This window comes from Streptomyces alboflavus, assembly GCF_000716675.1.
Taxonomy (GTDB): Bacteria; Actinomycetota; Actinomycetes; order Streptomycetales; family Streptomycetaceae; genus Streptomyces; species Streptomyces alboflavus.
Window position 1 is genome coordinate 161,245 of the sequence record NZ_JNXT01000021.1, and the last position, 24,369, is coordinate 185,613.

The window sequence follows — 24,369 nt, forward strand, 5'->3', positions numbered from 1 at the left end:
TCCTCACGCTTCGAGATGGTGGTTGATGACCTTGCAGATCTCGCTCGCGTGCTTCGGCTCGGTCATGCCGAAGTGCGTGGCTTCGATGTCGTACGTACGCACATCGCCCTCCACGTACGGCTCCCAGTGCGCCGCGGCGGCCTCCGGGCTGAGCGTCGCGTTGAAGAACAGGACGTCACCCCGGTAGGTCGGCTGGCTGAACTCCCGCGCCATCCGGACGTGTTCGACCATGAGGGCGGAGCCGTTGGCGATGAGGGCCCGGCGTTCGGGGTCGTCCGCGCCGCCCGGCAGATAGCCCTCGAGGAAGTCCCGCGCCTCGGACAGGTCGAGGACCACGTCCTGCCGGGCGAAGATGTTGCTCGGGGCCGCGTCCAGGATGCCGACCAACGGCACTTCGTGGCCCCGGCCCTGGAGTTCGGCGGCGATGGCGTGCGCGAGGGTGCCGCCCATGGAGTGGCCGATGAGGTGGAAGGGGCCCTCGGACTGCACGGTGAGGATCTCTGCCACGTAGTCCAGGACCATCGCCGCGAAGGTTTCCGGCAGCGGAGAACCGTCGAAGCCGCGGGCCTGGACGGCATGCACCGGCCGGTCCCCGAGCTGGACGGCCATGCCCAGGTACGACCAGGACAGGCCGATGCCGGGGTGAACGAACCAGACCGGGGCCTTGCCGCCACCGCTCTTCAGCGGCAGGACCACGCCGTACGGGTCGGTGTGCCCGCGGGACTCGGCCCCCGTGTCCAGCTGCGCGGCCAGTTCTGCCACGGTGGGCGACTGGAAGACGGTCCGCATCGGTACGTCGACCATCAGGACCGTGCGGATCCGGTGGACCAGGCGGGTGGCGCGCAGGGAGTGGCCGCCCCGGTCGAAGAAGTTGTCGTCGACGCCGACCTCGGCCACGCCGAGGACATCGGCGAACAGGCCGGCCAGGACTTCTTCGTGCGGGGTGCGCGGGGCACGGTAGGCGGCCGTGCCGGTCAGGTCCGGTGCGGGCAGGGCCCTGTGATCGAGCTTGCCGTTCGGCGACAGCGGCAGGCGCTCCAGGGTGACGAAGGCGGCCGGGACCATGAACTCCGGCAGCCGCCCGGCCACGAAGTCACGCAGCTCGGCGCCGGTCGGCCCGCCATCGGTGGCGGCGGGGACGACATAGGCGATCAGCTGCTTGCCGCCCGCGTCGGCGCGCGCCACCACGGCAGTCCGGGCGACCCGGGGGTGGGCGGCCAGGACGGCCTCGACCTCGCCGGGATCGATGCGGAAGCCGCGGATCTTGACCTGGGTGTCGGCGCGCCCCGCGTACTCCAGCTCGCCGTCGGCGGTCCAGCGGGCCAGGTCGCCGGTGCGGTACATCCGCTCCCCCGCCGGACCGAACGGGTCGGCGACGAACCGTTCGGCGGTCAGCGCGGGCTGTCGGTGATAGCCGCGGCCCACGCCCGCTCCCGCCATGTACAGCTCGCCGACCGCGCCCGGGGCCACCGGGGTCAGGGCCGGGCCGAGGACGTAGGCGCGCAGGTTGCCCAGCGGGCGGCCGACGGGCACCCCCGACGCGTAGCCGCGGTCCGTCTCCAGGGCGTGGGCGGTGACGTAGAACGTCTCGCTGGGCCCGTAGCCGTTGACGATCCGCGCCTGCGGCCAGTTCGCCCGGACCTGCTCCACCAGGGCCGGGGTGAGCGCCTCGCCGGCGAACACCAGCGCCGTGGGGCTGAGGCGGTCGCCGAGCCGGTCGACGATCTCGGCGAAGGCCGAGGGCACCGAGCTGACCACGTCGATGTCCCAGCTGTCGCGCTCGGCCAACGCCAGTACGTCCCGGACCAGTTCGACGCTGCCGCCGGTGGTGAGGGTGGAGAACAGCTCGAAGGCGGCCACGTCGAAGCCGATCGAGGTGCTGGCCAGCATCCGCCAGCCCGGCCGGGCCCCCACCTGCCGCACCAGCCCGTCCAGGGCGTTGACCAGGTTGCGGTGGGTGATGCCCACGCCCTTGGGCAGGCCCGTCGAACCGGACGTGTACACCTGGTAGAGCAGGTCGTCGGGCAGCAGCGGGCGGGCGCGCTCCGCGTCGGTGAGGTCCCCGGCCGGCTGCGCGGACACGTCCGTCTCGTCCAGCCACAGCCGCTCGGCGGCGCCTTGCCGGGGCAGCGCCGCGGCCACCGAGGCGTCGGTGACGATCAGGTGCGGGGCGGCGGTGGCCAGGATGTGCTCCAGGCGGGCGCCGGAGTGGCCGGGGTCCACGGGCACATAGGCGGCGCCGGTCTTGAGGACCGCCAGGATCGCCACCACCAGGTCGGGGGTGCGCGGCAGGACCACGGCGGCCAGGGCCCCGGACCCGAGCCCGAGCCCGGTCAGGTGCCGGGCGAGCCGGTTGGCCCGCGCGTTCACTTCCCCGTAGGTCAGCTGCCCGCCCTCGTGGACCACTGCGGGCGCGTCCGGAGTGCGGGCGGCCTGCTCCTCGAACAGCCCGGTCACGGTCTGCTCGAGCACCCGTACGCCCGTGTCGTTGAACCGGCCGAGCACCAGCTCGCGTTCGTCCTGTTCCAGCACGTCCAGGCGGGCGACGGGGGTGAGCGGGTCGGCGGCGAGGCGGGTCAGCACCCGGCCCAGGCGGGCGGCGATCCGCTCGACCTCGGCGTGCTCGAAGCGGCCGCGCTGATACTGCAGGCCCATGCGCAGGTCCGGGTCGGCCGCCACGATGAGCGGGTAGTGGGTGCCGGAGAGCACCCGCATCCCGGTCACGCCCACCCCTGCCGCCGAGTGCGCCTCGATCATGCCCTCCCGGTCGATCGGGAACGACTCGAAGATGACCATCGTGTCGAAGAGGGTGCCGACGCCCACGGCCTCGTGGATGTCGCTCAGGCCGTGGTTCTGGTGGTCCATCAGCACCGCTTGGCGCTCGCGCAGCGCGGTCAGGACGTCGGCCAGCGTGTCCCGCCAGGTGAATTCCACGCGTACCGGAAGGCCGTTGATGAACAGGCCCACCATCCGGTCCACGCCCGGCACCTGCGGCGGACGGCCGGAGACCGTGGCGCCGAACACCACGTCCTGACGTCCCGTCAAGTGCCCGAGGAGCACACCCCACGCGCCCTGCAGCAGGATGTTGAGGGTGACGCCCAGTTCGCTCGCACGGCGCTGGAGCGCACGGGTGGTCTCCGGCGCCAGCGGCAGCGCGACATGACCGAAGCCCTCCTCGTCCGCATCGGTCGGCTCGGCTCCGGCGGCGGCCGGAGCCAGCATCGTCGGCCCCTCCACACCCGCCAGCTCCCGCGCCCAGACGCGGGCCGAGGCCTCGTGGTCCTGCCGTGCGAGCCAGGACAGGAAGTCCCGGTAGGAACGCACCCGGGGCAGCCCGGCGGGGTCGCCCGCACTGCCGTACAGCCGGATCAGGTCCTGGAGCAGCAGCGGGAAGGACCAGCCGTCGAACAGCGCATGGTGGGCGGTGTACACCAACTCCGAGCGGTCATCCGTCAGTTGGACCAGCGTCATCCGCAGCATCGGCGCCACCGCGGGCTCGAAGTGCGCCGCCTGGTCCGCGCGCAGCAGCTGCTCGAACCGCTCGCTGCGCTCGCTCTCGGGCCACTCCCGCAAGTCCACGACCTGCCACGGGAGTCGAACGCCGTCGACGATGAGCTGGACCTGCCGGCCTGCGGCACCGGCCACGAACGCGGCGCGCAGGTTGGCGTACCGGTCGAGCAGTGCCTGGCCCGCGGCGCGCATCCGCGCGGCGTCGACGCCGCCGGACAGGTGCAGGACGAACTGCACGTGGTACGCGTCGAACTCGGCGTCCGCCAGCATGCTCTGGAACAGCAGACCTGACTGCTCCGACGTCACCGGCCATACGTCCACGAGCCCCGGGTAGCGCTCCTCCCACGCCTCCAGGTCACGCTGGCGCACCGTCACGAGCGGAACGTCGGACGGCGTCAGGCCGCCCGCTCCGGGTTCGGCGGCATGCCGGGCCACGCCTTCGAGGGCCGTGCGCCACAGGTCGGCGAGGCGCTGTACGTCGGCCTCGCCGAGCAGCCCGGCCGGGAAGCCGATCTCGGCCCGCAGCCGCGGCCCCCGCTCGGTGTCCAGGACGTAGGAGTTGACCTCCAGCGGCGCCAGCGCGGGCATGTCCGCGTCCAGCTCGGCGTGGACACCGTCCACATCCGCGGCCAGCTCCCAGTCCTGGGCACGGTGCTTCCGCGGCGGCCCCTCGGCGCCGAAGCGGCCGAGGTAGTTGAACATCACCTGTCCGGTTCCGTGCGCACCGAGGACCTCGGCCGTGGCCGGGTTGAGGTGCCGCAGCAGGCCATAGCCGATGCCCTGGTCCGGGATCGCGTTGAGCTGCTCCTTGACGGCCTTGACCGCGCCGCCCGCGGAGCGGCCGCCCGCGAGGGCGTCGTCGAGGTCGAAGCCGTCCACGTCCAGGCGGACGGGGAACAGAGTGGTGAACCAGCCCACGGTGCGCGACATATCGACGCCCGGGACGGCCGACTCCGCCCGGCCGTGCCCCTCCAGGCTCAGCAGGAGCGCCGACTCGTCCACGCCACGCTCCCGGCGCCAGGTGGCGACCGCGAGGGCGAGCGCGGTGAGCAGGCCGTCGTCGACGCCGCCGTGGAAGGCGGCGGGCAGCGTCGTCAGGAGCGACTCGGTGGCCCGCGCGGGCAGTTCGACCTCGATCGTCCGCACCGTGGAGCGCACGTCGACGGCCGGGTCGAAGGCGCGCGGGCCGACGGCCGGGTCCGGGCCCTCGACCACGGACCGCCACAGCCCCAGCTCCGCCACCCGCTCCGGACGAGCCGCCTCCGCGGTCAGGGCGTGGGCCCAGTACCGCATCGACGTCGGCACCGGCGCGAGCACCGGGGTCCTGCCCTGCCGCACGTCCCCCCAGGCCCGGGCCAGGTCCGACGCGAGGATCCGCCAGGAGACACCGTCCACCACCAGGTGGTGCAGGACGGCGATCAGGCGGCCGGAGGTCTCCGCTCCCGCGTCGAACCACACGAACCGCGCCATCTCCCCGTTCGACGGGGCCAGTTCGCCGACTGCGGCGTTCAATTCCGCCGTCGCACGGCGCCGCCAGGCGGCGTCCTCCCAGTCACCGGCACACGGGACACGGCGGATGAGCGGGGCCACGTCCACCGTGCCCGCCTCGGCCACCTCCAGGCCCGGCTCCGCGCCCGCTCCGGAGGTGACCAGGCGCGAGCGCAGCACGTCGTGGTGGTCCACAACCGCCGCCAGCGTGGCGGCCAGTCCCGCCTCGTCGATCCCGACGGGCAGGGTGAGCGCCGTCGACATCGCGAACCGGTCGTGCCCGCCGCCGAGTCCGGTCACATGGCGGGCGACGGGCAGCAGCGGCACGAAGCCCACGCCGCCGCCCACCGGCTCCTCGTGGACCGGGCCGGCCGGCGCGGAACCCACCGCCTCGGCGAGCCGGGCCACCGTGCGGCACTCGAAGATCTGCCGCGGAGTGACCTCGACGCCGTGCGCACGGGCCCGCGAGACCACCTGGATCGAGCGGATGCTGTCACCGCCGACGGCGAAGAAGTCGTCGTCGCCGCCGACGCGCTCCACCCCCAGGACCTCCGCGTAGACAGCGGCCAGGACCCGCTCGGTCTCGGTGCCGGGGGCGCGGTAGTCGGCCCCAGCGAAGTCCGGTGCGGGCAGGGCGGCCCGGTCCAGCTTGCCGTTGGGGCCCAACGGCAGCTCGTCCAGGAGGGTGAACGAGGAGGGAACCATGAACTCCGGCAGGCGTGCGGCGGCGAAGCGGCGCAGCTCCCTGACCGAGACGCCGGCGGTGATGTCGAAGTCCTCGTCGTCCGCCGCCTGGGCGCCGGTGGGCACGACATAGCCCGCCAGCTGCGCGGCCCCGCGGTTCTCGCGCACCACCACGACCGCCCGGGCGACTCCGTGGTGCCCGGCCAGCACAGCTTCGATCTCGCCCGGCTCGATGCGCAGACCGCGCACCTTCACCTGGTCGTCGCTGCGCCCCAGGTACGTCAACTGCCCGTCCGCGCCCCGGTGCACCACGTCACCGGTGCGGTACATGCGCGCCCCGGCAAGGCCGTAGGGGTCGGCCACGAACCGCTCGGCGGAAAGCGCGGGCCGGTTCAGATAGCCGCGCGCCAGGCTGGGCCCGGCGATGTACAGCTCGCCCGGCGTGCCCGGGGGTACCGGGGCGAGGCGGTCGTCGAGGACCCGCACCCGGTTGTCGGCCACGGCCGTGCCGATCGGGGTGCGAGCGGAGGTGAGCGGGGCGCTGATGGCACCGCACACCGTGGTCTCGGCGGGGCCGTAGGCGTTGACGAAGCGCCGCCCCGGTGCCCATGTCCCGGCGAGCCCCGGCGGGCACGCCTCACCGCCCACGGTCAGCACCCGCAGCCCGGTCAGGGTGTGCGCCGCCTCCTCCGGCAGCGCCGCCACCACACTCGGCGGCAGCATCACATGGGTGATCCGCCGCTCCGCAAGCGTCCGGTACAGGTCGTCGCCCACCAGCCTGCGCAGCCGCGGCACCACCAGCGTGGCCCCCACCGTCAGGCTCTGCACCAGCTCCCAGAACGCCGCGTCGAAGCTCGGCGAGGCCACTTGGAGGACCCGGGAGTCCGAGGCCAGCGCCAGCCGTTCACGCGTGTCGGCACTGAGTGCCGCCAGCCCCGCATGGGTCACGGTCACGCCCTTGGGGCGGCCCGTCGAACCCGACGTGTAGATGACGTACATCGGGTGCGCCAGGGTCAGGGCGGTGGCGGGATCGCTGTCCGGGCTCTGCGCCCAGGCCTGCCGGACGTCGACCGCGTCCACCGCGACGACATCTGTTGCCAGGCCCTCGGGCAGCTCGCCCGCCGACTCCCCGGTGGTCAGGACCGCCGCCGGGCGAGCGTCGCCGACCATGTACGTGATCCGGTCGGCCGGGTACTCCAGGTCCACCGGCAGATACGCCGCGCCCGCCTTCAGGATGCCCAGCACAATCGCCACCTGCTCCGCGCCGCGCTCCATCGCCACGCCCACCAGCCGCTCCGGTCCGACGCCCCGGGCGATCAGCCAGTGCGCGATCCGGTTCGCCCGCGCGTTCAGCTCCGCGTACGACAGGGCCACGTCCTGCGACTCCACCGCCACGGCCTGCGGGGTCCGGCGTACCCGGGCCGCGAACAGCGCCGGGAACGTGGCCGGTTCGACCTCCCGGGGGGTCGGGGACCGCTCGGCGGCGAGGAGCTCGCCGCGCTCCCGCTCGGTGAGCAGATCGGCGTAACTGACGCGGTGCGAGGGGTTGGTGACCGCGGTGGTCAGCAGCCGCTCCCAGCGGGCGATCAGCGTCTCGACGGTGGCGGCGTCGAACAGCTCGGTGGAGTACTCGACCGCGATCTGGACGCCCGCGGGCCGCGTACGGTCCTCGAAGGTCTCATGGAGGCTGAAGAGCATGTCGTAGCGGGCAGTGCCGGTGCCGCTGCCGTCCGCCACGACCCGGAGACCGGGCAGCTCGAAGTGCGCCTCCTCGTTGTTCTGCAGCGCCAGGGCGATCTGGAAGAGCGGGTGGTGGGAGGTGGACCGCTCCGGGTTGATCCGCTCCACCACGGCCTCGAAGGGGACGTCCTGGTGCGTGTACGCGGCCAGGCTCGACCTGCGCACCTGGCCGACCAAGTCCGCGAAGGTGGGGTCGCCGGAGGTGTCGGTGCGCAGCACGAGCATGTTCACGAACAGGCCGACGAGGTCCTTGAGGCTCTCGTCGGCACGGCCCGCGATGCCGCTGCCGATGGCGATGTCCGTGCCCGCGCCGAGCCGGGTCAGCAGGGCCGCCATCGTGGCCTGGAACACCATGAACGGCGTGGCGCCCGAGGCCCGGGCCAACTCGGCCACGCCCCGGTGCAGTTCGGGCCCGAAGGTGAACTGGAGCAGGTCGCCGCTGTGGTCGAGCGCGGCCGGACGCGGCCGGTCGCTGGGGATGGTGACCGTCTCGGGCAGCCCGGCGAGCCGGTCGGTCCAGTACGCGAGCTGCTCGCTGTACACGCTGTCCGGGTCACCGGACTCGCCGAGCAGGCCCCGCTGCCACAGCGTGTAGTCGGCGTACTGCACCGGCAGCGGTGTCCACCGCGGTGCGCCGCCCTCGGTGCGGGCGGTGTACGCGGCGGTCAGGTCCCGGGCCAGCGGCGCCAGGGACCAGCCGTCGGCCGCGATGTGATGGATCACCAGGACGAGTACCGACTCCCGCGGCGCCGTGGTGAACAGCCAGGCGCGGACCGGGATCTCGGCGGCCAGGTCGAAGGTGTGCCGGGCGGCCCCGGTCAGGGCCGCGGCGAGCGCTTCCCCGGCCCGCACGGACCGCGGGGTCAGGGTGATCCGGGCCCGCTCCGGTTCCCGGATGTCCTGGTACGGCTTGCCGTCGACCTCCGGGAACGCGGTGCGCAGGGTCTCGTGGCGGGCCAGCAGGTCATTGACCGCCCCCTCCAGGGCGGGCACGTCCAGGTCGCCGCTCAGCCGCAGGATGAACGGCATGTTGTACGTCGCCGACCGTCCTTCGAGCCGGTGCAGGAACCACAGGCGCTGCTGGGCGAAGGAGAGCGGCAGCCGGGCGGGCCGCTCGGCGGACCGGGTCAGCGGGGCCCGGGCAGGGGCGCCGCCGTCCAGGTGCGGGGCGAGCTCGGCCACGCTCGGGTGCGTGAAGAACGTGCGCAGGTCGACCTCGGCGCTCAGGGCGGTGCGGATGCGGCTGATCAGCTTCGTCGCCAGCAGCGAGTGGCCGCCCCGGTCGAAGAAGTCGTCGTCGACACCGATCCGTTCGACATCGAGGACTTCGGCGAACAGGTCGCACAGCACCTCCTCCTGGAGCGTGCGCGGGGCGCGGCTCGTGGCCTGGAGGCTGAGGTCGGGGGCGGGCAGGGCCCGGCGGTCGAGCTTGCCGTTGGCGGTCAGCGGGACCGAGGCGATGGCCACGACCGAGGCGGGCACCAGATGGGCCGGAAGGAGGCCTTGGAGGTAGCCGCGCATCGAGCCGACCAGGGCGCCGATCCGGGTGGCCGCGGCCGGGTCGGTGGCCAGCTTCTTGTCGGCGCGGCCGGAGGGCAGATGAACCCCCGTCAGCGGCCGCGCGGTCATCGTGGCGTCGGTGCAGACCAGCGCGTCGAAGCACTCCCCGGCCTGCGACCAGGTCAGCAGGGCGCTCCAGCCGCGGGCGTCGGCCCACCGCCACACCTGCTGCGGGTCAAGGGCGGGCCCGCCCGCGGCGGGTGCCTCCATCAGCCGGGCCTCGACCGCCAGGGCCACCTCGTCGCTCAGCCGCGCGTTGGGTATGCCCCTCACCCGCAGCACCGCTCCCGCCCGGTCGGGCAGCAGCTCCGCCACCGCGCTCAGGTCGGACACCTGACGGCCCCACACCACCTCAGGAGCGCCGGAGACATCCTCGATCCCGGCGGCCGGCTGGTGCAGGACGACCTCGTAGCGGTGCCGGGTCAGCTCGTTGTGCGCCGCACCGGGCTTGAGCCGGATGTCCGCCCCACCCGCCCCGTGCCGCTCGGCCCACCGCACGAACCACTCCGGGTCGAGTGCCAGTTCCGGCTCGGTCAGCATCGCCCGCGCGATCGCCGCCCGTGCCGCCGACGGCGCCGTCTGCGGGTACTGGCTGCTGCGCACCCCGGAGGCGAACAGGTGCAGCGTGCCCGCGTTGCGCACGTCCCCGACCAGGATCCGGCCGCCCGGCGCGAGCAGCTCCCACGCCTGTGCCAGGACCCGGTCCAGGTAGGCGGCGTGCGGAAAGTACTGGACGACCGAGTTGAGGACCACCATGTCGAAGTGGCCCGCCGGCAGCCCCGACACGTCGTCGGCGTGCTGGTGGCGCAGCGTGACCTTGCCGGCGTGCCCGGCCTGCTCCACTTCCCCGGTCAGCCGCGCGATCACCGTCGAGGACAGGTCCGTGGCCCAGTACTCCTCGACATGGTCCAGGAGGTGCGCCATGAGCAGGCCCGAGCCCACCCCCAGCTCCAGGATGCGGCGCGGCCGCCAGGAGGTGATCCGGGCCACCGCCGCGTCCCGCCACTCCCGCATCTCGCCCAGGTCGATCGGCTCACCGGTGTAACTGGAGTTCCAGCCGGTGAAGTCCTCGCCCCACCGGGTGCCGGTGGCGGAGTAGACCTCGTCGTAGATCTGCTCCCACTCGTCGACCTGCCGCCCGGGCCCCTCGGCCTGCTGCGCCCCGTCCAGATCCGGCACCACGTACGCGACCAGCTGCTTGTCGACGCCCGCACCCGGACCGTCCCGCGTGACCACCACGGCCTGTGCCACACCCGGGTGGGTGCTCAGGGCCGCCTCGACCTCGGCGGGCTCGACCCGCACACCGCGGATCTTGACCTGGTCGTCGGCGCGACCCGCGTACTCCAACTGCCCGTCCGCGTTCCAGCGGGCCAGGTCGCCGGTGCGGTACATGCGCGCCCCGGCAGGGCCGTAGGGGTCGGCCACGAACCGCTCGGCGGTCAGCGCGGCGCGGCTCAGGTAGCCGCGCGCGATGTCGCCCGCCACGTACAACTCGCCCGCCGTGCCCGGCGGTACCGGGGTGAGGCCCGCGCCGAGGACGTAGGTGCGCATGTTGCCGATCGGTGTGCCGATGGGGGCGCTGCCGGTGCCGCCGGCGCCGTCGCCGGCCGTGTAGGTGGTGGTGTAGAAGGACTCGGTCTGGCCGTAGGCGTTGATGACGCGGACGCCCGGCAGCGTCTGCCGGACCCGGTCCACCAGTGCCGACGGCAGCGCCTCACCGGCGAGGACGACCGTCTGCAGACCGGTGATCGTGCCCATGTGGTCGCCGAGTTCGGCGAAGACCGACGGCACGGTGCTGATGACGTCGGCGGCGAGGGTGTCGCGCCGGGCCAGGACGAGAGCGTCGCGGACCACCTCGACGCTGCCGCCCCGCGTCAGCGTGGTGACGATCTCGAAGACGGAGACGTCGAAGTTGACCGACGTGCCCGCCAGCACCCGCGTCCCGGCGCCGATGCCGACGCGCTCGGCAAGCCGCGTGATGCCGTTGACCACGTTGTGGTGGCTGATCACGACGCCCTTGGGGGTGCCCGTCGACCCCGAGGTGTACATCACGTACGCCGCGCTGTCCGGGCGCAGCACGCCCCCGCGGTCGGCGTCGCCGCGGACGGCGCCGGCGGCGGGGTCGTCGAGGGCGACGTCGTCCAGGTGCAGAACGGGGGCGCCGGTCCGCGGCAGCGTGCCGGCGGTGGCCGCGTCCGTGAGGATGAGGGCCGGTCCCGCGTGCTCCAGGATGTGGTCCAGGCGCGCACTCGGGTACTCGGGGTCGATCGGCAGATACGCCGCGCCGGACTTGAGGATGCCGAGCAGGCCGGTGACCAGGTCGGCGCAGCGGGGCAGGGCGAGACCGACGAGGACCTCGGGGCCCGCTCCCCGGTCGATGAGGTGACGGGCCAGGCGGCCCGCGCGGGCGTCCAACTCGGCGTAGGTGTACGAGACGTGGCTGCCGCCCTCGGCGCACTCGACCGCGATCTCGTCCGGGACGGCGGCGGCCCGCTGCTCGAACAGCGCCGGGACCGTCTCGTACGGGGTGGGTGCGGCGGTGTCGTTGACCTCGGTGAGGAACCGGCCGCGTTCGGCGGGCTCCAGCAGGTCGACGGCGCCCAGGCGCACCTTCGGGTCCGCGGCGAGCTGGGCCAGGACGCGGCCGAAGCGGGTGGCGATGTCGGCGGCCCGGGCGCGGTCGACGAGGTGGTGCTGGTGCTGGAGGCTCACCTTCAGGTGCGGCTCGGCGACGGCCATCACCACCAGCGGGTAGTGGGTGGCGCTGAGCGGGCTGATCCCGGTCACCGAGATCCCGGCGGCCGAGTAGGCCTCGCCCAGACCGGCGCTGTCGATCGGGTACGACTCCAGGACCACCATCGTGTCGAAGAGCGTGCGCAGTCCGGTGTGCCGGTGCATGTCCAGGAGGCCGTGGTGCTGGTGGTCGAGCAGCGCGCCCTGTCGTTCCTGGAGCCCGGCGAGGAGGGCGTCGAGCGAGTGGCCGGGGGCGCAGTTCACCCGTACCGGCAGCGTGTTGACGAACATGCCGACCATGTCGTCCGCGCCCGCGACCTGGGGCGGGCGCCCGGAGACGATGGCGCCGAACACCACGTCCTGACGCCCGGTCAGGCCCGCGAGGAGGATGGCCCAGGCGCCCTGCAGCAACACGTTGAGGGTCAGGCCTAATTCGGCTGCGCGTCGGGTGAGTTCACGGGACTGCTCCGGGGTGAGGGGCACGTCGACCTGGCCGACCCCGGTCGGTTCGCCCGCCAGGGCGGAGTCCTCGGGCAGGAGCAGTGTGGGCTCGTCGAGGCCGTCCAGCTCCTGGGCCCAGGCGCGGGCCGACGCCTCGTGGTCCTGCCGCGAGAGCCAGGCCAGGAAGTCGCGGTAGCCGCGCACCTTGCCCAGGTCCGTGGCATCGCCGGCCGAGCCGTACAGGCGCAGCAGGTCCTGCATGAGCAGGGGGACCGACCAGCCGTCGAACAGGACGTGGTGGGTGGTGAGGACCAGGTCCCAGGTGTCGGCGGCCAGCCTGATCAGCGACATGCGCAGCAGCGGTGCGGCGGCCAGGTCGAAGTGGGTGGCGTGGTCCGCGTCCAGGAAGCGCTCGAGCCGCCCGGCGCGCTCCTCCTCGGCGAGCGCGCTGAAGTCCTCCTCGTGCCAGGGGAGTTCGACGCCGTCCCGGATGATCTGGACCCGCTCGCCCGCGCTGTCGGTGACGAAGCCGGCCCGCAGGTTGGGGTGGCGGTCGAGCACCGCCTGCGCGGCCGCCCGCAGCCGCCGCGGCTCGACCTCTCCGGCAAGGTGCAGGACCAGCTGCATCTGGTAGGCGTCGAAGGTGGCACCGGCCAGCTCTGCGTGGAAGAGCAGGCCTTCCTGCATCGCGGTCAGCGGCCATACGTCGGTCAGGCCCGGGTAGCGCCGCCGCCAGCCGTCCAGTTCGCTCTGTCCCGCCGTCACCAGCGGTATGTCCGAGGGCGTGAGACCGCCCGCGTCCGGCTCGGCGGCGTGTCGCGCGAGGCCTTCGAGGGCGGTGCGCCACAGACCGGCGAGCTCGTCCACCTCGGCCCGCGTGAACAGGCCGGAGGGGAAGTCGAGGCGGGTGGCGAGACGCGGGCCGTGCTCGGTGTCAGTCACGTACGCGCTGATGTTCAGCGCCACGAGGGCGGGCATGTCCCCGGCCAGGCCCACCTGCAGTTCGGTGGTGCCGTCGACCTGGGAGAAGCCGAGGTCGTGCGCCCCTTCCGGGGTGTTCGCCGACCCGGCGTACCAGCCCAGGTAGTTGAAGGAGATCTGTCCGGTCGCGTACCGCTCGAGGATCTCGCCGGTCCGCGGGTTCAGATGACGCAGCAGGCCGTAGCCGATGCCCTTGCCGGGCACGGCGAGCAGCTGTTCCTTGACCGCCTTGACCGCGGCCCCCGCCGCGCTGCCGCCGTCGAGGGCGTCGTCGAGGTCCACGCCCGCCACGTCGAGACGGACCGGGAACATGCTGGTGAACCAGCCCACTGTGCGGGACAGTTCGGCCCCCGGGGCGGCGGCCTCCTCACGGCCGTGGCCCTCGAGGCGCAGGAGCAGCGAGGACTCGGCCACCCCGCGCCGCCCCCGCCACTTGGCCACCGCGAGAGCGAGCGCGGCCAGCAGGCCGTCGTTGACACCGCCGCGGTAGGCGGCGGGCAGCGTGGTCAGCAGGGCCCGGGTGGCCGCCACCGGCAGGTCCATGCGCACATGCTCGACCGTGGCCATGGTGTCGACAGCCGGGTCGAACGCGCGGCTGCCGAGGACCGGGTCCGGTCCGGCGACGATCGAGCGCCACAGGTCCAGCTCCTCGGCCCGCTGCTCGGACGTGGCCTCCGCCGCCAGGGCGTGCGCCCAGCGCCGTGCCGAGGTGCCCACGGGTTCGAGCCGCGGGGTGCGGCCGTCGCGGACCTGCTTCCACGCCTCGGCCAGGTCCGGCAGCAGGATGCGCCAGGAGACGCCGTCGACGACGAAGTGATGCAGGGCGATGATCAGGCGCCCGGCGCGCTCGGCGCCCGCGTCGAACCACACGAACCGCGCCATGACACCACCGGCGGCGTCCAACTGCCCGGCGGCGGCGTCGAGTTCGGCGGCGGCCCGCTCCCGCCAGCCGGCGCCCCACTCGGCCCGCGACGCGACGCGGTGGATCAGGCAAGCGACGTCGACCGTGCCCGGCGCGGCCACCTCGAGCCCCGGTTGACCCCCCGTGACCAGGCGGGAGCGGAGGATGTCGTGGTGATCGAGGACCGCCGCCAGGGTGGCGGTCAGCCCGGCCTCGTCGATGCCGACGGGTAGCTGGACCGTCATCGACATGGTGAACCGGTCCAGACCGGCACCCAGGCCGAGGAGGTAGTGGCCGATCGGCAGCAGGGGCATGAACCCCGTGCCGCCGCCCTCGAGTTCGTCGAGCACCGGGCCGCACTGGCCGCCGCTGACGGCGGTCTCGGCGAGCTCGGCGACGGTGCGGGCGTCGAAGATCTGCCGGGGGGTGATCTCCACGCCCTGCGTGCGGGCCCGCGAGACCACCTGGATGGAGCGGATGCTGTCGCCGCCGACGGCGAAGAAGTCGTCGTCCACGCCGACCCGGTCGAGGCCGAGCACCTCGGCGAACACCCCGGCGAGCACCTCCTCCACCGGGGTGCGCGGGGCGCGGTAGGTGCCGCCCGTGAACTCCGGCTCCGGCAGGGCCGCGTGGTCCAGCTTGCCGTTGGGGGCCAGCGGCAGCCGGTCGAGCGTCACGAAGACCGAGGGCACCATGAACTCCGGCAGCCTGCCGGCGACGAACGTGCGCAGCTCCCGCTGGGAGACGGCGGCCGTCAGATCGAGGTCCAGATCGCGCAGGCTGTCCACCGCGGCGGACCCCGGCCCGAACGCGTCCACGGGAACGACGTAGCCGACGAGTCGGGTGCCGCCGCGGCCGTGGTGCGTGACCACGACGGCCTGCGCGACTCCCGGGTGGGCGGTCAGCGCGGCCTCCACCTCGCCGGGCTCGATGCGGAAGCCGCGCACCTTGAGCTGTGCGTCGTCGCGGCCGACGTACTCCAGCTGCCCGTCGGCGTTCCAGCGGGCCAGGTCACCGGTGCGGTACATGCGCGCGCCGGGTGGGCCGTAGGGGTCGGCGACGAAACGCTCGGCGGTCAGCCGGGCGTTCCCGAAGTAGCCGCGCGCCACCTGGCCCGCCACGTACAGCTCGCCCGCCACTCCCGGTGCGACGGGCTTGAGTCCGGCGCCGAGGACATAGGCGCGCATGTTGCCCAGCGGGACGCCGATGGGCGCGCTCGCCGTGCCGGTCCAGGCGCTGTCGACGGTGCAGGTGGTGGCGTAGAACGACTCGGTCTGTCCGTAGGCGTTGATGACGCGGGCGCCCGGCAGGAGTTCGCGGACCCGCGCCACCAGGGCCGCGGGCAGCGCCTCGCCGGCCAAGACCACCGCGTCCGCCCGGATTTCGCCGCCCACCTGGTCGAGGAGTTCGGCGAAGACGGACGGCACGGCGCTGACGACCCCGCCGCTCCAGCCGCCGCGCTCGCCGATGACGAGGACGTCGCGGACGACCTCGAGGGTGCCGCCGACGGCCAAGGTGGTGACCGTCTCGAAGACGGAGACGTCGAAGTTGACGGAGGTACCCGCCAGGGTGCGCGTACCCGCGTCGATGCCGACGGTGTCGGCGAGGCGGAGCACGCCGTTGACCACATCGCGGTGGGTGATCGTCACCCCCTTCGGCACCCCGGTGGAACCGGAGGTGTACATCACGTACGCGGCGTTCGCGGGCCGCGGCGCGACCAGCGGCACCCGCGGCCCGGCCACCGCGAAGTCGATGTCCTCGACGCACAGGGCCGGCACGTCCGTCGTGGGCAGCACCCCCGCGGTGTCCGCGCCGGTGAGGATCAGCTGCGGACGGGCGTCCGCGAAGATGTGCCCCAGGCGCGCACTCGGGTACCTGGGGTCGACCGGCAGATAGGCGCCGCCCGCCTTGAGGATGCCGAGCATGCCCACGATCAGGTCCGCCGAGCGCGGCAGGGCCAGGCCGACGACGGACTCCGGTCCCACCCCACGGGCGGCCAGCTCACGGGCGAGCCGCTCCGCCCGGGCGTCCAGCTCCGCGTAGGTCAGCTCCAGGTCTTCGTGGACGACGGCGGTCGCGTCCGGTGCGGCCGCCACCTGACGTGCGATCAGCTCCGGCACGCTCAGCTCGGGCGTCCGCACCTCCGTGTCGTTGTACGTGCTCAGGACCAGCTCCCGCTCGTCCGGTGCGAGCGGGTCCGCCAGGGCCACGGCCTGGTGCGGCTCGGCGGCAAACTGCCCGACGAGGCGCACGAAGCGGGCCACGACCGTCTCCGCCGTGGACCGGTCGAACAGGTCGGTCGCGTACTCCAGGTAGATCGACAGACCCGGTTCGTCCGGGTCGTCGAAGAAGTTGAACTCCAGGTCGAACTTGGCCGTCGGCGTCGGCAGCGGCCCGAGGCGCGCCCTGAGGCCACCCGGCAGGTCGAACTGGAACCAGCCGCGCTTCTCCCAGGTGAACATGGTCTGGAACAGCGGGTGATAGGCGCTTGAGCGCTCCGGATTGAGGCTCTCCACCAGAAGCTCGAACGGCGCGTCCTGGTTGTCGTACGCCGTCAGCACCTTGTGCCGCACCTGCGCGAGGACCTCCGCGAAGGTCGGGGTGCCCGACAGGTCGGTGCGCAGCACCCAGGTGTTGACGAAGAAGCCCACCAGATCGGCGAGTTCGTCGTCGGTGCGGCCCATGATGGTCGAGCCCATCGCGACGTCGTCGCCCGCGCCGAGCTGGTGCAGGAAGATCGCGAGGGCGGCCTGGAGCACCATCGGCGTGGAGGCGCCGGCGCTCTTGGCCAGTTCCTCGACCCGCGCGAGCAGATCCGCGTCGAGCTCGGCCCCGACGCCGTCGCCCCGGTGGCTGGCCACCGGCGGCCGCGGCCGGTCGGTGGCGAGGCGCATGGGCTGCGGAACGCCCGCGAGCTCCTTCTTCCAGTAGCCGAGCTGGGTCGCGAGGACGCTGTCGCCGTCGCCCTCGTCGCCGAGCACCTCGCGCTGCCACATCGTGAAGTCGACGTACTGTACGGGCAGTTCGGGCCAGTCGGGGGCCGCGCCGGTGACGCGGGCGGTGTAGGCGGCGGCCAGGTCGCGGGCGAGCGGCCCGATGGACTCGCCGTCGGCGGCGATGTGGTGGACGAGGAGCAGCAGCTGGTGCTCCTCGGGGCCCGCGCGGAACAGGGTGGCGCGGACCGGGATCTCCTCGGCCAGCGTGAAGACGTGGTTGGCGGCCCGCCGTACCTCCTCGTCGAGCTCCCGCGGGTCCACCTCGACCAGCGGGACGTCCAGGCGGGCCTCCTCGGCCGGGAGCACCCGTTGGGCGGGCACGCCCTCGGCGTTCTCCACGATCAGGGTGCGCAGACTCTCGTGCCGCGTCACGATGTCGCGGACCGCCCCGGTGAGCGCCGCGACGTCCGGCGCGCCCGTGAGCCGGACGAGGAAGGGCACGTTGTACGTCGCGGACGGCCCCTCGAACCTGTCGATGAACCACAGGCGTCGCTGCGCGAAGGACAACGGGATCATCACTGGGCGCTCCTGTCGGTCTTGCTCAGCCGGGGTCTGCTGGCCGCCGCGGCGTTCTTCACGGTGCGTGCCAGTTGGGCGATGTCGTCGGCCTCGAACACCGCCCGGATGGGCACGCTGACCCCGAGCGTCTTGCCGATGCGGCTGGTGAGGCGGGTCGCGAGCACGGAGTCACCGCCCAGTTCGAAGAAGTCGTCGCTCATGCCGACCCGTTCGACGCGCAGCAGTTGTGCGACCAGGTCGCACAATTGCCGCTCCTGCGGGGTGGCGGGAGGCACGTGGGCGCGGCCCGCGGACTCCGGTTCGGGCAGCGCGGCCTTGTCCACCTTGCCATTGGCGTTCCTGGGCAGGTCGGCCATGACCGTGAACACCGCCGGGACCAGGTACGCGGGCAGGGACCGCGACGTGAACGTGCGCAGGTCCTCGGCAGACGGACCGGCGCCGCCCTCCGCCCCGTCGCCCCCGGCCACGACGACGTACGCCACCAGCTGTTCGTCCTGCTCGGCGGCGCCCCGGTGCGGCACGACCACGGCCTGCGACACGGCCGGGTGGCTGGCCAGGACGGCCTCGATTTCGCCCGGCTCGACGCGGAATCCGCGGATCTTGACCTGATCGTCGGCGCGGCCCTGGAACCGCAGCTCGCCGGCCTCGGTCCACGCCACCACGTCGCCCGTGCGGTACATGCGCTCGCCCGGCTCGCCGAACGGGCAGGCCACGAACCGCTCGGCGGTCAGGGCGTGCCGGTGCAGATAGCCGCGGGCCAGGCCCGAGCCGGTCACGTACAGCTCGCCGGGGACGCCGATCGCCACGGGGCCCAGCTCGTCGTCGAGGACGTGGCCGTCCATGGTGTCCATGGGCCGGCCGATCGGGATCGGATCGGTGACGTCCGCGGCACCGCTCATCGGGCGGCACGTGGCGAACGTCGTGGTCTCGGTGGGTCCGTACCCGTCGTGCACGGTGATGCCCGGGCAGGCGCGCAGCACGCTGCGGACCGCCGTCGGGGAGACCACCTCGCCGCCGGTCCAGACCGACCGCAGGCCCTTGAAGGCCTCCGGCTGCTCCTCCGCGATCGCCCGGAACAGCGACGAGGTGACCCAGGCCGTCGTGATGCCGTACTCGCCGATGGCCTTGGCCAGCGCGGGGGCGTCCACGGATCCGGGCGGGGCGACCACGACGGTGCCGCCGTTGAGGAGCGGCACCCACAGTTCGAGGATCGAGGCGTCGAAGGCGAGCGGCGCCTGCTGGAGGACCCGCGCGAACGCGTCCCCCTGGAAGCGGCGGTCCGCGGCGAACGAGGTCACGCCGTGGTGCGTGATGCCGACGCCCTTGGGGGTGCCGGTGGAGCCGGACGTATAGGGCACGTAGGCGAGTTGCCCGGGACGGCCGCCCGGCGGCGTCAGGGGTTCGGCCGGGGCCGCCGCGAACGCGGCGACCGTGGCGGACTCGTCGAGGTCGAGCAGGGGGCAGTCGGTCCGTGGCAGCCGCGCGCCGGTCGCCGCGTCGGTGACCAGCGCCGTCGGCTCGGCGTCGCGGAGGATGAACCGCAGGCGCTCGGCCGGGTATGAGGTGTCGACCGGCAGATAGGCCCCGCCCGCCTTGAGGATCGCGAGGATCGTCACCACGTAGTCGACGGAGCGCGTCAGCGCCACGCCGACGAGGCGGTCATCGGTCACGCCGCGCTCGCGCAGCACGTGCGCCAGGCGGTTGGCCCGGTCGTCGAGCTGTCGGTACGTCACCTGGGTGTCGCCCGCGACGACCGCGACGGCGTCCGGGGTCCGGGCCGCCTGTCGCGCGAAGCGCTCCCCGATGGTGTCGTCGGGGACGTACGGAACGGGCTCCCCCGCGCGGCCCGCCTCCGGCTGTCCCCGCGCGGCGCGGTCCTCGGTCTTCGCCACGTCGCTCAGCCGTGCCCCCGGGCCCGCAGCGGTCTCCTCCAGCACCCGGCCGTACAGGGCGGCGATCGCCTCGGCGCGCTCGCGGGTGAACAGGTGGCGCTGGTACTGCAGACTCAGCCGCAGGTGGGCGCCGTCCGGGTAGACGAAGACGGCCACCGGGAAGTGGCTCGCGGTGAACGAGCGGATGCCGGTGACGGTGATCCCGGCGGCCGTGCTCGCCTCCGCGATGCCCTCGCGGTCCAGCGGGAACGACTCGAAGCCGATGATGCTGTCGAACAGGGTCGGGAGCCCGGCGGCCCGCTGGATCTCGGCGAGGCCGTGGTGATGGTGGTCGAGCAGGGCGCTCTGGCGCTCCTGAAGGCTCGTCAGCATCTGGGCGAGGGTGTCGCCGGGCGCGTACGGGACGCGCACCGGAAGGGTGTTGAGGAACATCCCGACGATGGAGTCGATGCCGGGCAGCGCCGCCGGGCGTCCGGCCACGGTGGCGCCGAGCACCACGTCCTGCCGGTCGCTCAGGCGGCTGAGGACGACGCCCCAGGCGCCCTGCACGAGGGTGTTGAGGGTGACGCCCGCCTCGGCGGCGCAGCGCGGCAGTCCGCGGGCGGCCTCGGCGGGCAGGGGGACGTCGACCTGGCCGATGCCCGCGCCGTCGGCGCCGGAGTCGGGGGCGGGGGCGGCGTCCGGGGCGACCAGCGTCGGTTCCGTGAGGCCCGCCAGCTCCTCGGCCCACACGCGGGCCGACTCCTTCGGGTCCTGCCGAGCCAGCCAGGCCAGGTAGTCGCGGTAGCTGCGGGCCCGCGGCAGCGCCGACGCGTCGCCGTCGGTGGCGTACAGGCGCAGCAGGTCCCGGATGAGCAGGGGCAGGGACCAGCCGTCGAAGTGGGTGTGATGGGACGTCAGGACCAGCTCGTGGCGGTCCGCGGCCAGCGTGAGCAGAGACATGCGCAGCATCGGCGGCACGGCCGGGTCGAAGTACGCCGTGAGGTCGCTCGACAGGAACTGCTCGTACGCCGATGTCCGCATGCCCTCGTTGAGACCGCTGAGGTCGAGGTACTGCCAGGGCACCTCGACGCCGTCGACGACGAGCTGGACCAGTTCGCCGTCGGGACCCGGCACGTACGCGGTACGCAGCGCGGGGTGCCGGTCGAGCACGGCCTGGGCGGCGACCCGCAGCCGGGCCGGGTCCACGGCTCCGGACAGCCGCAGCACGTACTGGACGATGTACGCGTCGAACTCGGCGCCGTTCTCGCGGGCCATCATCGAGTGCACAAGGAGCCCCTGTTGGATCGGGGCGACCGGCCAGATGTCGGAGAGCCCCGGGTACTGCTCCTGCCAGCCGTCGATGTCGTCCTGGCCGACGCCGATCAGGGGCACGTCCGAGGGGGTGAGGCCGCCGGCGCCTGGCCGGGCGGCGTGCCGGGCGAGCCCTTCGAGGGCCCGGCACCACAGGTCGGCGAGCTCGGCCACATCGGCCTGCGGGAGCACACCCTCCGGTGCCGTGAACAGGGCGCCCAGGCAGGGGCCAGCGGGGGTGTCGGTGACGGTCGCGTTGATGTCGAGCTCGGCGTGCGCGGGCATCCGCGGGTCGTGGCCCGCGTCCAGCTCCGCGAGTTCGGGCACGCCGTGGGCCCGGGTGAACCCGAGGCCGCTCAGGTCGGCGGGCAGGTCGGCGGCGGAGGCGAAGCGGCCCAGGTAGTTGAAGGAGACCTGCCCGCTGCCGTACCGCTCCAGGACGGCGGCCGTCTGGGGGTTGAGGTGGCGCAGCAGGCCGTAGCCGATCCCCTTGTCGGGCAGCGCGAGCAGCTGCTCCTTGACGGCCTTGACGACGGTGCCCGCGGCCGGTCCGCCCGCGAACGCCTCGTCGACGTCGGCCCCCGCGAGGTCGAGGCGGACCGGGAAGACGCTGGTGAACCAGCCGACCGTACGGGACAGGTCGGCACCCGGCGCCGCGGCCTCCTCACGGCCGTGGCCCTCCATGCGCAGCAGCGTGGACGGCTCGGCCACGCCCCGCCCGGCACGCCACTTGGCGACGGCCAGCGCGAGGGCGGCCACCAGGCCGTCGTTCACACTGCCGTGGAAGGCGGCGGGGAGGGTGGTCAGCAGGGTCTCGGTGACGGCGACCGGGAGCTGGACGCGGGTGGCGGACAGGGTGGAGACCACGTCCGCCTCCGGGTCCAGGCGGCGGGCGCCGAGGACGGGGTCGGGCCCGTCGACGACGGAGCGCCACAGGTCGAGCTCGTCAACGCGCCCGGGGCGACGGGCCTCCGCGGCCAGGGCGTGGGCCCAGCGGCGCGCCGAGGTGGCCACGGGGGCGAGCTCGGGCGCCCTGCCGTCGCGGACGTGGCTCCAGGCGGTGGCAAGGTCGGGCAGGAGAACGCGCCAGGAGACACCGTCGACGACAAGGTGATGCAGAACCACAAGCAGCCGTCCGGGCTGCGCGGTACCAGGGTCGAACCAGACGAACTGCGCGATCGTGCCCGCCGCCGGGGCGAGTCGGCCCGCGGCGGCGTCGAGTTCGTCCAGGAGCAGCGTGCGCGCGGCCGCGGAGAGCTCGGTGTGGCCGTCCTGCGCCTGCGTCTCCCACGGCTCGGCGCAGGCGATCCGGCGTATCAGTCCGTCGGCGTCCACCGATCCCGGTGGCGCGACGAGGAGCCCGCCGCCGTCCGTGTCCACGAGGCGGGCGCGCAGCAGGTCGTGCCGGTCGAGCACGGCCCCCAGCGTGGCGGCGAGAGCGGCCCGGTCGATGCCTTCGGGCAGATCGAGGAGCATGGCCTGCGAGAACCGTTCGAAGCCGGGGCCACGGTCCTGGAGGAACCGCGTCACCGGCAGGTGCGGCAGGAAGCCCACGCCGCCGCCGTCCAGTTCCCCGAGCACCGGGGTGCCGTCGATCCCCGCCGTGCCGGCCGCATCGGCCGCCTCGACCGCCTCGGCCAGTGCGGCCACCGTGCGGTGCTCGAAGACCTGCCGGGAGGCGACCTCCACGCCGTGCGCGCGGGCCCGCGAGACCACCAGGAGGGACTGGATGCTGTCGCCGCCGAGCGCGAAGAAGTCGTCGTCCACGCCGACCGGGCCCGTCGCGAGGACCTCGGCGAAGGCGTCGGCGAGCACCTCCTCGACCCGAGAGCCTGGCGCCCGGTAGGGGGCACCGCGGAACTCCGGCTCGGGCAGTGCCTTCTTGTCGACCTTGCCGTTCGCCGTCAGCGGCAGCTCGTCGACGACCATGACGACACCGGGCACCATGAAGGCCGGCAGCCGCCCCGCCGCGAACGCACGCAGCTCCGCCGCGCCGAATCCGGGGTCGAGCGCCATGTGCCCCGTGCCGGCGCCGCGTCCGGCCTCGTGCGACGCGTCGTCGGCGACCGGCACCACATAGCCCACCAGTTGCTTGCCCCGGCCGGCCGTCTCACGGACCGTCACCACCGCCTGGCGGACCCACGGGTGCTCCGCGAGGACTGCCGCCACCTCGCCGGTCTCGATCCGCAGCCCGCGCACCTTGACCTGGTCGTCGCTGCGGCCCAGATACTCCAACTGCCCTCCGTCCCCGGCCCGCACCACGTCTCCGGTGCGGTACATCCGCCCGCCCGCACCGTGCCGCGGATCCGCCACGAACCGCGTGCCGGTCAGCGCCGGGCGCCCCAGGTAGCCGCGGGCCACACCGGGACCGGCCACGTACAGCTCGCCGGCCTGCCCGTCCGCGACCGGCGCGAGCCGTTCGTCGAGTACGTACAGCCGGGTGTCGGTGATCGCCGTGCCGATCGGGGCGTGGCCCGAGGTCAGCGGGGCGCTCATGGCTGCGCACACCGTCGTCTCGGTGGGACCGTAGGCGTTGATGACACGGCGGCCCCGCGCCCAGCGCTCGGCCAGCGGCGGCGGGCAGGCCTCGCCCGCGACCGTGAGGACGCGCAGGCCGCCCAGGGTCTCGTGGGCGTCGGCGGGCAGGGTGGCGAGCACACCGGGCGGGAGCGTGACATGGGTGACCTCACGCTCGGCCAGCTCACGGCATAACTCCTCACCGACCAGGCGCTGTTCACCGGGGATGAGCAGGGTGGCCCCGCCGGTGAGGGTGACCAGGAGCTCCGACACGGACGCGTCGAAGCTGGGCGAGGCGAACTGCAGCACCCGTGCGCCCGCGGTCACTTCGAAGCGCTCCACCTGACCGGCGCTCAGCGCGGCGAGACCGGTGTGCGTGACGGCCACACCCTTGGGGCGGCCCGTCGAGCCCGAGGTGTAGATGACGTACGCGAGGTGGGTCACGGCGAGCGGCATGGTGCGGTCGGCGTCGGTGGGATCCGTGACGGCGGACCGCTCCTCGTCGGCCAGGGCCTCGGCCGTGTCGACGGTGACGAGCAGCGGGGCGAGCTCCCGCGGCAGGGCGGGGGCGACGTCCGTGGTCGTGAGGATCAGAGCGGGACGGGCGTCGGCGGCCATGAACGCGATGCGCTCACCCGGGTAGTCGGGGGCCATGGGCAGAAAGGCGGCACCCGCCTTGACGATGCCCAGGGCGACTGCGATCTGTTCGCCGCCGCGCGGCATCGCCACGCCGACCAACTGCTCGGGCCCGATGCCTCGGCGGATGAGCCGGCGCGCGACGCGATTGGCCCGCTCGTTCAACTCCCCGTAGGTCCAGGTGTGCTCGGCCGTCTCCACGGCCGGTGCCGCCGGCGCCGTCGCCACGCGCGCCTCGAACAGGGCGGGGAAATTGGCGAGCGGGGCGGAATACGACTCCCTAGCAAAGATCTTGGCAGCAGTCTCAGGAATATCCATCACAACAACTCCAGGAGCTCAAGAATCCGCGCTAAGCGGAATCCAAAATTCACCGGCGACGCCGAGAACTGGAGGGAGACAAACGACGGGAGACGATCGTCGTGAGCCATTAGGTAAGCACGCCGACCCGGCCGCATGTCAATGCTCGGCGAAGCCCGAT

2 protein-coding genes are annotated in these 24,369 nt (G+C 73.5%); both read right to left on the bottom strand.

Going from position 1 to position 24,369, the window contains the following annotated elements; translation table 11 throughout:
• Positions 1 to 3: 3 nt before the first annotated feature.
• Positions 4 to 17,550, bottom strand: a complete 17,547-nt coding sequence (locus OO63_RS18060; protein ID WP_033264215.1) for a non-ribosomal peptide synthetase — start codon at positions 17,548 to 17,550, stop codon at positions 4 to 6.
• On the bottom strand, positions 17,550 to 24,209 hold the full coding sequence (locus OO63_RS18065; RefSeq protein WP_078619201.1) for a non-ribosomal peptide synthetase: 6,660 nt from the start codon (positions 24,207 to 24,209) through the stop codon (positions 17,550 to 17,552). The genes OO63_RS18060 and OO63_RS18065 overlap by 1 nt, the downstream gene beginning before the upstream one ends.
• Positions 24,210 to 24,369 lie beyond the last annotated feature (160 nt).